General features: G+C 70.2%; 13 protein-coding genes. 7 read left to right on the forward strand and 6 right to left on the reverse strand.

The genetic code is table 11. From position 1 onward, the window contains the following. Positions 1-139: 139 nt before the first annotated feature. The 3 genes from hemB to ACIO3P_RS15150 all read left to right on the forward strand — a co-directional run bounded on the left by hemB (position 140) and on the right by ACIO3P_RS15150 (position 3,412). Positions 140-1,129, forward strand: coding sequence for a porphobilinogen synthase (gene hemB / locus ACIO3P_RS15140; RefSeq protein ID WP_329822444.1), 990 nt, complete (start codon positions 140-142; stop codon positions 1,127-1,129). A gap of 96 nt (positions 1,130-1,225) precedes the next feature. Further along, positions 1,226-2,182: an STM4015 family protein gene (locus ACIO3P_RS15145; protein WP_401854923.1), complete on the forward strand. Its 957-nt coding sequence runs from the start codon at positions 1,226-1,228 to the stop codon at positions 2,180-2,182. A 60-nt stretch (positions 2,183-2,242) separates the two neighbouring features. Continuing rightward, positions 2,243-3,412, forward strand: coding sequence for a hypothetical protein (locus tag ACIO3P_RS15150; RefSeq protein WP_401854921.1), 1,170 nt, complete (start codon positions 2,243-2,245; stop codon positions 3,410-3,412). A 22-nt stretch (positions 3,413-3,434) separates the two neighbouring features. Here the strand turns inward: ACIO3P_RS15150 and ACIO3P_RS15155 are convergent, their stop codons facing one another. The 4 genes from ACIO3P_RS15155 to ACIO3P_RS15170 form a co-directional block, all read right to left on the reverse strand. Further along, positions 3,435-4,610: a serine hydrolase domain-containing protein gene (locus tag ACIO3P_RS15155; RefSeq protein WP_401854918.1), complete on the reverse strand. Its 1,176-nt coding sequence runs from the start codon at positions 4,608-4,610 to the stop codon at positions 3,435-3,437. Between the two features lie 82 nt (positions 4,611-4,692). Continuing rightward, entirely contained in the window at positions 4,693-5,463 is a 771-nt protein-coding gene (locus ACIO3P_RS15160; RefSeq protein ID WP_401854916.1) for an alpha/beta fold hydrolase, read from the reverse strand. Between the two features lie 19 nt (positions 5,464-5,482). Continuing rightward, on the reverse strand, positions 5,483-6,310 hold the full coding sequence (locus tag ACIO3P_RS15165) for a rhamnogalacturonan acetylesterase (RefSeq protein ID WP_401796738.1): 828 nt from the start codon (positions 6,308-6,310) through the stop codon (positions 5,483-5,485). Positions 6,311-6,466: 156 nt separating this feature from the next. After that, positions 6,467-6,841 (reverse strand): hypothetical protein, encoded by a 375-nt coding sequence (locus ACIO3P_RS15170; protein ID WP_401854914.1) that lies wholly within the window; start codon positions 6,839-6,841, stop codon positions 6,467-6,469. Between the two features lie 528 nt (positions 6,842-7,369). On the opposite strand from ACIO3P_RS15170, the gene ACIO3P_RS15175 reads away from it, so the two are divergent. Both ACIO3P_RS15175 and ACIO3P_RS15180 read left to right on the forward strand, forming a co-directional pair. Further along, positions 7,370-8,584: an IS110 family transposase gene (locus ACIO3P_RS15175; protein ID WP_401854911.1), complete on the forward strand. Its 1,215-nt coding sequence runs from the start codon at positions 7,370-7,372 to the stop codon at positions 8,582-8,584. A gap of 42 nt (positions 8,585-8,626) precedes the next feature. After that, positions 8,627-9,037, forward strand: a complete 411-nt coding sequence (locus ACIO3P_RS15180; protein WP_401854908.1) for a hypothetical protein — start codon at positions 8,627-8,629, stop codon at positions 9,035-9,037. Positions 9,038-9,085: 48 nt separating this feature from the next. Here the strand turns inward: ACIO3P_RS15180 and ACIO3P_RS15185 are convergent, their stop codons facing one another. Together ACIO3P_RS15185 and ACIO3P_RS15190 are read right to left on the reverse strand one after the other, a co-directional pair. Then, entirely contained in the window at positions 9,086-9,325 is a 240-nt protein-coding gene (locus ACIO3P_RS15185) for a DUF397 domain-containing protein (RefSeq protein ID WP_401854905.1), read from the reverse strand. Further along, on the reverse strand, positions 9,322-10,149 hold the full coding sequence (locus ACIO3P_RS15190) for a helix-turn-helix domain-containing protein (protein WP_401854903.1): 828 nt from the start codon (positions 10,147-10,149) through the stop codon (positions 9,322-9,324). Before ACIO3P_RS15190 ends, ACIO3P_RS15185 begins: the two co-directional genes overlap by 4 nt. 111 nt (positions 10,150-10,260) lie before the next feature. Here ACIO3P_RS15190 and ACIO3P_RS15195 point away from each other — a divergent pair, with 111 nt between their 5' ends. Then, complete coding sequence (locus tag ACIO3P_RS15195; RefSeq protein WP_401854901.1) at positions 10,261-10,764, forward strand: ATP-binding protein; 504 nt, start codon at positions 10,261-10,263, stop codon at positions 10,762-10,764. 1,377 nt (positions 10,765-12,141) lie between these two features. Continuing rightward, positions 12,142-13,056 (forward strand): NADP-dependent oxidoreductase, encoded by a 915-nt coding sequence (locus tag ACIO3P_RS15200; protein ID WP_401854899.1) that lies wholly within the window; start codon positions 12,142-12,144, stop codon positions 13,054-13,056. Positions 13,057-13,071: the final 15 nt, after the last annotated feature.

The raw sequence follows: 13,071 nt of genomic DNA on the forward strand, positions 1-13,071 counted from the left end.
CTTTGTGTTTCCGGTGGGGGAGTTTCCCGGTCCCGGTGTCGGTAAGGGCACGGGACGCCCGGGGCTATCGTCGAAGGAGGCCCCGCAAGCGCAGGACGCGCCCGTAAGGACATCCAAGAGGGGCGAGAGGCGACTGACGATGACTGTGTACGGATCCTTCCCCGGTTCGCGGCCCCGGCGGCTGCGCGTCAACCCGGTGATGCGCCGGATGGTCGCGGAGACCCGGCTCCACCCGGCGGACCTGATCCTCCCCGCGTTCGTACGCGAGGGGATCAGCGAGCCGGCGCCGATCGCCACGATGCCCGGCGTGGTCCAGCACACGCTGGACACCCTGCGGAAGGCGGCGGTGGACGCGGTCTCGGCCGGGGTCTCCGGCATCATGCTCTTCGGTGTCCCCGCGGAGGCCAAGAAGGACGCGACGGGGTCGGCGGGCACGGACCCCGAGGGGATCCTCCAGGCCGGGATCCGCGCCGTGAAGGCCGAGGTGGGCGACGACCTGCTCGTCATGTCCGACCTGTGCCTGGACGAGTTCACGGACCACGGCCACTGCGGGGTGCTGGACGGTGAGGGCCGGGTCGACAACGACGCGACGCTGGAGCGGTACGCGGAGATGGCCCAGGTCCAGGCCGACGCGGGCGTCGATGTGGTGGGCCCCAGCGGCATGATGGACGGCCAGATCGGCGTGGTCCGCGACGCGCTCGACACGATCGGCAAGGAGGACGTGGCGGTCCTCGCGTACACGGCGAAGTACTCCTCGGCGTTCTACGGCCCGTTCCGCGAGGCCGTCGGCTCGTCCCTGAAGGGCGACCGCAAGACGTACCAGCAGGACCCGGCCAACGCCCGCGAGTCCCTGCGGGAGCTGGCGCTCGACCTGGAGGAGGGCGCCGACCTGGTGATGGTGAAGCCGGCCCTCCCGTACCTGGACATCCTGGCGCGGATCGCGGACGAGGCGAGCGTGCCGGTCGCCGCGTACCAGATCTCCGGTGAGTACGCGATGGTCGAGGCGGCGGCGGAGAAGGGCTGGATCGACCGGGACGCGGCGATCCTGGAGACCCTGACGGGGATCAAGCGCGCGGGCGCGTCCATGATTCTCACGTACTGGGCGACGGAGGCCGCGCGCAGGCTCTGACCTGCGTGTTCCGCCGGGGCGGGGCCGGTTGTCGGTGGCTGCTGATAGAACGTCAGGTGTCCGAGCAGCCGCGCACCGAGCCCCGGGAGCCTCGCCTTGTCGCACGTCCAGCACGTCCGGGAGTTCCACGGGCTTCCCGCGTTCACCGTTCCGCCGTTCGCCCACCCGGCGGAGCTGCCGGACCCGGCCGGCGTCGCCTGGCGCTTCCAGTGCGGGGCCTACGTGACCGACGAGGACTACGACGTCTGCTGGGAGCGCTTCGTCGGGAATGTCGAGCTGGAGAAGGTACGGGCGGTCATCTTCGGCTTCCCGTGGTACGACTCCGAGGGTGGCGGAGCGGAGCGCCACCTGACCGAGCTGAGCTCCCGGTTCACCTCGCTGGAGGCGGTCTTCCTCGGTGACGTGGAGGACGAAGAGGCGATGATCTCCTCCGTGGGCCAGAGCGATCTCGCGCCCTTCCTGGAGGCGTTCCCCGGGCTGCGGGAGCTGGCGATACGCGGCGGGGAGGGCCTGGAATTCCCCGTGACGGGCCACCCGGGGCTCCGTGTGCTGCGCGTCGAGTCGAGTGGTCTGCCCCGGCAGGCGGCGGCGCACATCGCCGCCGCCGAACTGCCCGAGCTGGAGCGCCTGGAGCTGTGGCTCGGCGACGACTGGTACGGGGGCGGCACGACCGTCGAGGACCTGGCCCCGCTGTTCACGGGGGTGGGCAAGCCGAAGCTGCGCCACCTGGGCGTGCAGAACAGCCCCCTCCAGGACGAGATCGCCGCCGCGTTCGCCTCGGCGCCCGTCGTGGAGCAGTTGGCCTCGCTGAGTCTGTCGATGGGCATGCTCTCCGACGAGGGCGCGGAGGCGCTGCTGCACGGACAGCCGCTGACCCACCTCGAACTGCTCGATCTCTCGCACCACTTCCTCAGCAGGGACATGATGCTGCGGCTCTGGACGACGCTGGAGCCGGCGGGGGTCCGGGTGCACCTTCGCGGGCGGCAGGACGAGGACGACGACCTTCGCGAATTCGGGGAAGAGAGCGGCCGCTACATAGCGGTGGCCGAATGAGCACCGCTATGTAGCGGCCGCTCCCGCCCTCACCCCCACCCCCCTTCGAAAGGCGTCACGATGAGGTACAGGTACGAGCCCGCGTTCGAGGATCCGGACGACAACCGGATCACCAGCCTCCGCGCGGCCGGCGAGTCCCCCTGGTGGGAGGCCGACAGCAAGGTGCCGTACGGACACGTCCTGTACGCGGCGGCCGGGGTGGGGTGGAGCGCGGACGCCGTGGTGGAGCGGTTGACCGCGCTGGGCTTCACCGACATCGAGCGCCCCGAGGGGCCGCTGCCCCGGACGGTCGACCGCGAGGACGCCCTGCTGGCCAACGCGGGCGGCAGGACCGACCACCACCTCGTCTGGATCGGCGTCGGTACGCCCGTGACGCTGCGGCACATCGTCGACGCGGCCGGGCGGGTGGGCCGGGGCCCCGCCGATGTGGAGCGCACGCTGATCTCCTTCGGCTACCAGGTCTCGGGCACCGGCCCGCGCCCGCTGCCCGAGACCCCCGACCCCCGGGACATCCTGCTGATCCGCAAGGGCTCCGGCGGCGAGGGGGCGTGGCTGGAGCGGGGCGACGAGGTGCCGCCCCGGCATGTGATCACCGCCGCCCATGAACTGAGGTGCAGCCCGCACACCGCCGCCAAGCGCCTGGCCGAGCTGGGCTGCCGCCTGCCGTACACCCCGCAACCGGAGGACAAGCGGATCATCGGGGACGGACGCGTGACCGTCGGGCACATCCTCGACATCGCCCAGCAGTTGGACCGCACCCCGTCGGACATCGTCGCCCGCCTGGTGGAGCTGGGCCACCGCGTCCCGAGCGGCGTACCGGACACCCCGAAGGGGGACGACTACGTCATGCTCAGCGAACGACTCGACGGCATGAGCCCCTGGCTGGCCACGAACGACGTGGTCGGCGTTCAGCCCCGGCACGTCCTGCGCGCGGCCCTGGCCACCGGACGGAGCCCCGCGGACATCGCCGCACGGCTGGCCGAGATGGGCCACTGGATGCCCGGACACGTGAGGCTGCCGGAGACCGCGGACGAGGCGGACGTCCGGCTGCTGGCGACACTCGACCCGGACCGCTCGCTCCTGGACGACGTCCTCCTCGAAAACGTCCTGCGCTGCGCGAGCCTGACGGGCCGTACCCCGGCGGACGTCGCGGCGCGGCTGAGGGAGTTCGGCTACCGGCTGCCCGAAGAGGTGGCGTACCCGGAGATACGGGGCTCGGCCGCGGCCTGACGGAGCTCCGGGGCCCGGTGCCTCAGGCCGCGCCCGCCCCGTACCGCCAGAAGTCCCGCATCAGCTCGGGCGGGGTCGGGCCGGTCATGGCCACCTGGCTGAGCAGGATCGTCACCGCGCCGGTGGACGGGGTGAGGTGCGCGGCCGTACCCGTGCCGCCGACCCAGCCGTAGCGGCCCCGTACGTTCCAGGGCGAGGAGTCCATGACGTCCACCGAGCCGCCGAAGCCCCACCCCTGCCCCTCCGTGAACAGCCCGCTCGCCTCGCGCTGCGCCGGAGTGAGGTGGTCGGTGGTCATCCGCGCGACCGACGCGGGCGTCAGCAGCGTACGGTCGCCCGCGCGGCCCTCGGCGAGCAGCATCCGCGCGAAGGCGTGCAGGTCGTCGGCGGTCGACACCAGTCCGCCCGCGCCGGACGGGAACGACGGCGGGCTGCTCCACTGCCCGTCCGGGGCGTCGACCAGGTCCAGGCCCCTGCCGGGACCGCTGTCCCCGTCCCGCTGGTAGTAGCTGGTGAAGCGGTCGAGTTTCGCGGCCGGCACGGCGAAACCGGTGTCCTTCATGGCGAGCGGTTCGAAGACGCGCTCCGCCAGGAACTCCGGCAGCGGACGGCCCGCGACCCGGGCGATCAGCACCCCCTGGATGTCCGAGCAGGTGTTGTAGAGCCACACCTCGCCCGGCTGGTGCAGCAGCGGGACCCGGGACAGCTTCTCCATCCAGGTGTCCGGCTCCATCCCGTGCAGCGGCACCGGCGTCCCCTGGGTCAGCTCCTCGAAGAGGGCCTTGACGGCCGGGAGCGAGAAGTCGGAGGGGAAGCCCCACCCGGCGCGGAAGGTGAGCAGGTCGAAGACGGTGATCGGCGCCGCGGCCGGAACCACGTCGTCCACCGGACTCCCGGGCGTACGGACGACACGCGGCGCGGCCAGCTCCGGCAGCCACGCCGCGACCGGGTCGTGCAGCCCGATCAGCCCGTCCTCGATCAGCATCAGGAGCGCGGCGGCGGTGATGGGCTTGGTGACCGAGGCGATCCGGAAGATCGAGTCGCGGGCCATCGGAGCGCCCCCGGCCGTATCGACGGAACCGACCGCCGCCACCTCCGGCTCCCGCCCGTCACCGTGCGCCACCAGACCCACGACCCCGGGGACGGATCCGCTGTTGACGTGGGCATCAAGGACATCGCTCAGGCTCTTGTCGTTCATACGGTCCACCTTCTCCAGGGTGTGGTGGGAAGGCAGACCTCCGACACGGCCGGAAATCATCGGATCCGGCGGGAACGGGAGATCAGGGGGATTCCAGGGCCGCCGCGACCACCGCGTCAGGGTTGTCCCGGTACACGGCGTGCCCCGCCCCCTTCACCACCGACCAGCGGAATCCGGTGCGGGCCTCCTCGATACGGCGCCCCTGCTCGGCGCTGAAGACCGCCCCCCGGTCCGGATCGGCGGCGAGCACGGTGACAGGGTGCGGATACGCGGCCAGCGCCTGCTCGTACGACCAGGGAGCGTTGCCCCGCAGCACCGACTCGACCACGTACGTCGACGTCCGGCGCGCGGCCTGCGCCTTCAGGAACGCGTCCTCGGGGTGCCACTCCGGGTTCTCCCCGAGCATCGCCTCCGGGTCGGTGTTCCGCACCTCCTCGGAGAGCGCCCCGACGAAGCCCTCGACCGCCTCCTCGGGTACGGCGATCACCGGGTCGAGCAGCAGCAGCCGGTCCGCCCAGTCGGGCGCGGCGCTCGCGGCGCCGGTGGTGACAAGGCCGCCCAGCGAGTGCCCGACGACGAGATCCCACGCGGCGGTTCCGTCCGGGCGCGCCGGCGGCCGGAGCGCCAGTACGTCGGCCACGAACCCGCCGATGTCGTAGCGCCGGGTCCGTGGCGCGAGCCCATGCCCCCGGAGGTCGGCCGCGGTGACGGACCAGCCGGCGCGGGCCAGTTCGTCCGCCACGTACCACCAGCAGGCCGCCGCCGACGTCAGACCGTGGAGCAACAGGACGCGCCGGGGCGCGTCCTGTCGACCCCAGTGCAGGACGGGCAAGTGAACAGGTGTGTGATCCATCGCGCCATCGAAGCACGGTTCAGAGCGCGGCGGGCTTCACTTCCCCCGAGAGGGGCAGCCCGAGCCGCGCCACGGCCTGGGCGACGAGGCGGGACATCTGGGTGGCGCCGTTCTGCTGGAAATGGGTGTCGTCGGAGATGCCGTTCGGGAAGTTCGGGTACTGCCCCGGGCTGAGCCACAGGAAGACCTTCTTGGACGCCTCGATGCCGACGCCGTTCAGGTGGACACGGCTCAGCTCCGACAGATCGACCAGCGGCGCCCCCTCCTCGGCGGCCACGGCCCTGGCGGCGTTCACGTACTGGGGGAACGACACGTTGAACTGCCCGGTGGACGCGTTGTACGACCGCCGCGACACCGGTGTCACCACCACGGGGGTCGCCCCCCGGGCACGGGTGGCCCGGATGTAGTCGTTGCGCAGATACTCCTTGTAGTCGGCGGGCGACGTGTAGCGCTCGGCGTTGCCGACGGTCGCGTCGTTGTGGCCGAACTGTACGAAGAGGTAGTCGCCCGCCTTGATCACCTGATGGATGGCGGCGAGCCGCCCCTGCTCGATGAACGACCGCGAACTCCGTCCGCCGATGGCCCGGTTGGCGACAGTGATGTTGGACGAGAAGAACGCGGGCAGCGTCTGCCCCCAGCCGGCCTGCGGGTAGTAGCCGGAGTTGTACGTCTGCGCGGTGGAGTCACTGGCGATGTAGAGGGTGCCGGTGGCCGCACTTCTCGCCGACGCGGTGCCGGGCAGCCCGAGCACGGTGGCGGCTCCGGCCCCGAGCGCGGCGGTGGTACCGAGGAGAAAACGCCTGCGGTCGGTGGCGAAGGGGTGGGAGCGGGGCGTGGTGGGGGACATCCGGGACTCCTGACGGGGTGTGGGGTGGTGCCGTCGTCAGTCGGATGTCGCCGCCGGGCGCGGAAAGGTTGGCGGGCCGCGGAAAGGTTGGCGACCGGAAAGACCGGGAGGGGGCGACCGCCCGGACCCGTCCGATCCCGTCCGATCCCGTCCGCGTCAGCCGAAGTCGTAGGAGAGGAAGGCGAGGCAGACGACCGTCCCGTCCTCCTCCAGCGCCTCGTAACCGTTCCGCTCCTCCCCCTCGACCGGGAAGAACAGGGCGTTGCCACCGCGGTCCGGATCGGTGACGATCTCGGCGAAGTTGATCCGCCGGCCCGCGGCGTCACCGGCCGCGATGATCCGCTTGGCCTCGCGGAGATCGGCCTCGGCGTCACGGCCGCGGACGTGCCCCGGTTCGAACGGGCTGCTGCACAGGACGGCGTATCCGTCCAGCGGCGCCGGTTCGTAGCCGTTGTACCCCTCGCCCCACTCGGCCGCGAGAATCCGGTCGGGCTCCGCCAACGGCAGGACCACCATCCCGACCCGGGCCACCGCCGGTCCGTGGTCCCCCCCGGGACCAGTAGAACCCCGCGTACACCGGAACCCGGCCGGAGCCGGTGAGCAGCCCGCTGTGAACCCAGCGCCCCTGGGTCGCCATCCCGAACCAGGTGACCTCCTCCGCCACCTCCAACTCCCCGACGCACACAAACCATTCGGGCCGCACCATCCCTGTCTCGCCGTCCCGATTGACGTGCTCCACCCACCGCCACAGCAGGGCGTCCATGGCGGCTGCGGGCGTGGCGGCGGAAGGGGATGAACCCTTGGCTGCTGTCATGGTTCACAGCATGGCAGGGGGGTCTGACATTGATACTCGTAGCGGGTTCCGGTGGTCGTGGCTCAGGGTCTGACTGACGTCCTGCTGGACTGTCCTGCGACTGTTCTGTCCGGCTGCCGGGCCCTTTCTCCATGGCTCCGGCCAGGTGGAACATGACCTGATAGGAGCTTGGCCGCAGGCCCCCTCAATGTCCTGTCTGACCCACCTGGCCAGTGTCACCTCCGGCTAGGAAGGCAGCTCCCAGGATGACAGCGACGATCACGACCGCCGCAGAACAAGACGCGGTGTTCGGCGGAGTGGACTCCCACGCGGACACGATCCACGTCGCTGTCATCACCGACCGGGGCGGCCACGTCGCCGACGCCGAGTTCCCGACCACCGCAGCCGGATACGCCGCGGCGACCGCGTTCCTGAACGCCCATGGCACGGTGATGGCCGTCGGGGTCGAGGGCACCTCCTCCTACGGCCTCGGGTTCACCCGCACCGCCCGTCACGCCGGCCTCACCGTGGTCGAGGTCAACCGGCCCGACAAGGCCGAACGGCGCCGGATCGGCAAGTCCGATCCCATCGACGCATACGCAGCAGCCCGCGCCGCACTGTCCGGCCGGGCATCGGTCATCCCCAAGGACGACACCGTCAGCGGCATACGTGCCCTCCACAACGCTGCCCGGTCCGCCGTCAAGGCCCGCACCGCCACCCTGAACCAGATCGCGCACATCCTCATCACCGCCCCGGACGACATCCGCGTCAAGTACTTCGCCCTGCGCGGCAGGACACAGGTCGACGCCCTCTCCCGACTCCGTCCCACCGGCGACGGACCGCGCGTCGCCCTCCTGACCGCGCTGAAGACCCTCGCCCGCCGGGTCCAGGCCCTGACCGCGGAACACGACACCCTCACCGCCGCTCTGGACGCCGCCGCAACCGAGCACAACCCCGGCCTGCGAGCCGCGTTCGGTGTCGGCCCGGACACCGCGGCCCAGCTCCTGGTCACCGCCGGCGGAAACCCCGACCGGCTGCGAACGGAGGCATCCTTCGCGGCCCTCTGCGGCGTCGCACCCGTCCCCGCTTCCAGCGGCAGGACCAACCGCCACCGTCTCTCCCGCGGCGGCGACCACGGAGCGAACTCCGCCCTTTACCGCATCGCCCTCGTCCGCATGTCCAGCGACGCCCGCACCCGCGAATACGTCGCCCGGCAGACCGCCGCCGGACGCACGAAGAAAGAGATCATCCGCCTCCTCAAGCGCGCGATCGCCCGGGAGATCTTCCGCTACCTCACCACACCGGTCACCGTCCCGGACATCTCCGACCTCCGGCCCGCACGCCAGGCCAAGAACATCACCCTGACCACCGTCGCAGAACACTTCAGCGTCTGGCCGGCCGTGATCTCCTGCATCGAACGCGGCACACGCCGCGACGACGACCTCGCAGACGCCTACCGGGACTGGCTCACCGCCGCTTGACCTCGGCAGCCCGACCGCTCCACGGTCCCAGGACGTGACGTCATGGATGATGAGGCGATGCTCGTCCGCACAGAGAGCCTGCCGCAGGCCCCGCAGCAGCACACGACAATTCGGCTTCACACCCCCATCGGGTCCGCCGTGGTGCTCTGGCGCGGTGATTTGCAAGAAGCCGACGGCCAGCACCTCATCGAATGGACCGTCGACGCGGACCTCCACTGGGGCCAGAACACCCGGCCAGCCGCTGCCACCGAGCCGGAACTCTGGCAGGAAGGCGACCGGGTGATCATGCGCGGCCACCTTCACCTGACAGACGACGGAGCCGCCTACCTCCAGATGGGCCACTGGTCCGTGCTGTTCGACCTGGCATCCCCCATCCCCAGCAGCATGGACGAGTCCTGGGTGGAGATCAACGTCGGAACGGAGAGCGTCGCTCTTCACCCCTACCGAACCTGACCACCATCAGGTCTCGGCTCCCTTGACTACCAATAGGAGCATCAGTCCTCAGCGGGCCGCGTGCGGGGTGAAGGAGGCCCAGGCGGCGGGGGAGAGGGTGAGGATCGGGCCGGTGGGGTTCTTGGAGTCGCGGATGTGCACGGCGTGGGGGCAGGGGGCTATCTCGACGCAGTCGCCGCCTTGCTCGGTGCTATAGCTGGACTTGCTCCAGTCGTAGGCGACTTCGAGGCAGACACCACCCTCGTCGTCACTGAAGCTGGACTTGAACCAGTTGAGATCGTTACTCATAGCTCTCCCAGGAGATGATCCAACAGGCCAATGGAATCCTCGGTGTTGAGGGCCTGCGTTCGCAGCATCGCATATTTGCAGGACATGGTGGATACGTCGTCAGGGTTGGAGATCCAGTGGCTTCCACGCTGCGATTCCGCGTAGGCGAGGTGCTGGTGGTCGGGAGTTTCCAGCAGGAGAAAGGGGCCGCTGACTCCGGCGTGAGATGTCCGGTCGAGGGGCAGGAACTGGATTGTGAGACCGGGAAGTTCGGCACACGCGCGCAAATGTTCCAGTTGTTCGCGGTGGACCTTTGGGCCTCCGAGAGGGAAGCGAAGCACCGGCTCCCAGATCACGAAGCTGAGCGTTGGCGGGACCTTGCGATGAAAGATCTCCTGGCGCTCGATACGGGCGGCGGTCTTGGTCTCGATCTCGTCCACGCTGAAGGCCGGAACGCGTCCCTGGAACAACGCCCGTGCGTAGGGTTCGATCTGGAGCAGACCGCTCACCACGCCGCTGTCGTACGAGGACAGAGAGATCGCCTCACGCTCGTGGTCCATGTATTGCTCGGACCACAGGGGATACAGGTCGATCTCCGGCAAGTTGGCGAGCCCCACTGACAACGCACCTTTGGTATCCAGCAGTTCATCCAGCGTCGCGGCAAGGTCCTTCTTGAGCGGTCGCCTCCCTCCCTCGATCGAACGGATGGTCTCCTCATCGAGAATGACGAGTGCGGCCAGCGATTTCTGGGTGTGCCCCGCTGCCCGGCGGAACGCCGCCACTTGGGCACCCAGCATCTTCATCACTGACGCGTTCTTCGCGTTGGAGCGGCTCCTGGCGTTCATGTCATTCAACTCTCCACAAAGGCCGGTACATGATCCTCTTGGACCGGTACCAACGATTCGTACCGGTCCACGCACTGTTCCAGCCTAGTCACACTCTGCGACGGTCGGTTCGTGAATGAAACAACTCGCCATTGTGTGATGAGAGAGCGGTTCTTCCGTCGTGACCGACGGTCCGTCCCCGCCGCCAGGGAGTTCACCCGCTGGGCCCTGACGGACTGGGCCCTGACCGAGGGGTTCCCGTTCGGGGACGTATTGCTCTGCGTGAGCGAACTTTCAACCAACGCCCTGCTGCACGGCGTTCCGCCCGGCCGGGGGTTCCGGCTCTTCCTGCGGTACGACGGCGACGTACTCCGTGTCGAGGTGCACGACAGCGGGTCCGGTGTGCCGGAGATCGCGGATACGGAGGATGCCGAGGACGGGGAGGGCGGGCGCGGGCTGCTGCTCGTGGCGGCGGTCGCGGACCGGTGGGGGGTAAGTGATCGGCGGCCCGGGAAAGTCGTGTGGTGCGAGTTCGCCGTACGGCGCGAGGAGGTTCGCGAAGCGGCGGATGACGCGCTGCCTCCCGCGCTCCGCAAGCGGGCCGAGGACTGCGGGGAGCTGCTGCCCTCGGACTGAGCGCGCGGTGACTCCGTGACCGTGACGCCGGGTGTGCTGCCCAGTGGTGAGTTGGGCGCCGCAGCCCGCCCCCTCCCTGGTTCGATGATCGCGGCTCCGGGGTGTGCGTCAAGGGCGCTTCGCGTCGGCTTCGCCGATGGCCTTCGGCCACCCTTGACTCACACCCCTGCGCCGCTGAAAAAGGCGTGGGGAGGGGGCGGGGGGGAGGGGCCCCCTGGGAAACACGTCTGTTCCTCCGCTCCGTTCCAGGCTTGCGGGTGGGTTCGCCCTGCGGGGCGCGCGGTAGTGGAGTGGGGTGGCCCGGCTTTCGTCAAGCGGCTCTCCACCGGATGGCGGTTGGGCTTCATGCCCCGCTGGTCACCCGCCGTTGTGGAGGGGTCGGGTGGATGTACGCAGGGGTGGAACATTGGGTTGCCAACCCGTCAGCCGGATGGGGCAAATTGGGGCATATCCTGCGCCTTATGGTCGGGGGAGTGTTCGATGGGTCTACCGGTGCTGTGGGCGGGTTCGCTCGTGCTGAAGGTCCGGTGATCGGGGTGGGCGCAGCGTGCGGGGTGCCGGAGTGGCGACCGGGGCGGGCCTGTGTGCCTGCGCTTTCCGATTCGGTGTGCCGGGAGCGCGCAGGAACGGAGCAACGGATGGACAACTGCCCAGTCGACCCGGGCAAACTGGGGCATAACGCATGCTTTTTGGGTGGGGAAGTGCCCTATCGGTCTCCCGGTGCCGCGTCCCGCCCCGCCCTGACGTCTCACCCCGCCCCGGCATCGCACCCGGTTCCGCCAAGTCGGCGCTCTCCGTCAAGTCGGTCCCGGCCGAGCTCCATTCGCCACCGCCCCACCCACGGCGAATGACCAGCGGGGCATGAAGCCCAGCGCGCGACCGGTCGGTAGACGCTTGACGAAAGCCGGGCCACCCCACTCCACTGCTGCGCGCCCCGCAGGGCGAACCGAGCCGCAAGCCTGGAACGGAGCGAAGGGACAGGCGTGTTTCCCAGGGGGCCCCTCCCCCCCGCCCCCTCCCCACGCCTTTTTCAGCGGTGGAGGGGTGGGGGTCAAGGGTGGAGCGAAGCGGAATCGGCGGAGCCGACGCGAAGCGCCCTTGACGCGCGCCCCGGAGCCGCGATCATCGGACCAGGGAGGGGGCGGACCGCCCGCCATAAAACACCCCCGGCTCACCCCGACAGGCCAGCCCGCACCCACGCTGCTGTTCCCGCGCCGCGCCGCGCCCGCGCCGCGCCCGCCGTCCTCCGCCCGCGCCCTCCGCCCCTCCCAAGCAATTACTTGGCTAGCCACACAATCGGTGCTACTTTTATGTGGCTGGCCACGGAAAGTGGTCGGTGCGGCATCCCACTTGAGGACACCTGAGGAGACCACCGTCATGAAGGCCATTGTTTTCGACGCGTTCGGCGGCACCGAGGTTCTGCACGAGGCGGAGATCGACGTTCCTCGGCCCGGCCCCGGCCAGGTCCGGGTGCGGGTGCAGGCGGTCGGCGTCAATCCGGTGGACGGCAAGATCCGCTCCGGCGGCATGGAGGCCATCTTCCCCACCACGCTGCCCGCCGTGCCCGGCGGTGAGATCGCCGGTGTGGTCGACGCCGTCGGGGAGGGCGTCGACCACCTGAAGGTGGGGGACGAGGTCCTGGGCTGGTCCGACACCGGCTCCTACGCCCAGTACGCCGTGGCACCCGCGGCCGTCCTCGCGCCCAAGCCGGCCGGTCTGACGTGGACGCACGCCGCCGCCCTGCCCGTGGCGAGTGACGGTGCCGAACGCGTGCTGGACCTGCTCGACGTCACCTCCGGTGACACGCTCCTGATCCACGGGGCGTCCGGCGCGCTCGGCACCATCGCCGTCCAGCTCGCCGTCGCACGCGGCGCCCGTGTCATCGGCACCGCCGGACCGGCCAACCAGGAGTACGTCACCTCGCTCGGCGCGACCGCGCTGGTCTACGGGGACGACCTGGTCCAGCGGGTCCGCGAGCTCGCCCCCGATGGGGTGGACGCCGTCTTCGACGCCGCGGGCAAGGGCGCACTGGAGGACTCCATCACCCTGCGCGGCGGCACCGACCGTATCGTCACCACCGCCGACTTCCGCGCCGGCGAACTCGGCGTCATCTTCGCCGAGGGCCCGCAGCGCCGCTCCGCGGCTCGGCTGGCCGAGCTGGCCCAGCAGGCCGCCGACGGCACACTGGTGACCACGATCAGCGCCACGTACCCGCTGGCGGAAGCCGCCATGGCGCAGCAGGCCAGCGACGGCGGCCACAACCGAGGCAAAATCGTCCTCACCGTCAACTGACCGATCACCCCACTC

It is taken from the genome of Streptomyces sp. NPDC087310 (assembly GCF_044744405.1).
GTDB lineage: Bacteria > Actinomycetota > Actinomycetes > Streptomycetales > Streptomycetaceae > Streptomyces.

What these genes read in the sequence shown, in the direction of transcription:
- hemB (WP_329822444.1), top strand. Translation starts at nt 140, where the DNA reads ATGACTGTGTACGGATCCTTCCCCGGTTCGCGGCCCCGGCGGCTGCGC.
- ACIO3P_RS15150 (WP_401854921.1), top strand. Translation starts at nt 2,243, where the DNA reads ATGAGGTACAGGTACGAGCCCGCGTTCGAGGATCCGGACGACAACCGG.
- ACIO3P_RS15155 (WP_401854918.1), bottom strand. Translation starts at nt 4,610, where the DNA reads ATGAACGACAAGAGCCTGAGCGATGTCCTTGATGCCCACGTCAACAGC.
- ACIO3P_RS15160 (WP_401854916.1), bottom strand. Translation starts at nt 5,463, where the DNA reads ATGGATCACACACCTGTTCACTTGCCCGTCCTGCACTGGGGTCGACAG.
- ACIO3P_RS15165 (WP_401796738.1), bottom strand. Translation starts at nt 6,310, where the DNA reads ATGTCCCCCACCACGCCCCGCTCCCACCCCTTCGCCACCGACCGCAGG.
- ACIO3P_RS15175 (WP_401854911.1), top strand. Translation starts at nt 7,370, where the DNA reads ATGACAGCGACGATCACGACCGCCGCAGAACAAGACGCGGTGTTCGGC.
- ACIO3P_RS15180 (WP_401854908.1), top strand. Translation starts at nt 8,627, where the DNA reads ATGGATGATGAGGCGATGCTCGTCCGCACAGAGAGCCTGCCGCAGGCC.
- ACIO3P_RS15185 (WP_401854905.1), bottom strand. Translation starts at nt 9,325, where the DNA reads ATGAGTAACGATCTCAACTGGTTCAAGTCCAGCTTCAGTGACGACGAG.
- ACIO3P_RS15190 (WP_401854903.1), bottom strand. Translation starts at nt 10,149, where the DNA reads ATGAACGCCAGGAGCCGCTCCAACGCGAAGAACGCGTCAGTGATGAAG.
- ACIO3P_RS15200 (WP_401854899.1), top strand. Translation starts at nt 12,142, where the DNA reads ATGAAGGCCATTGTTTTCGACGCGTTCGGCGGCACCGAGGTTCTGCAC.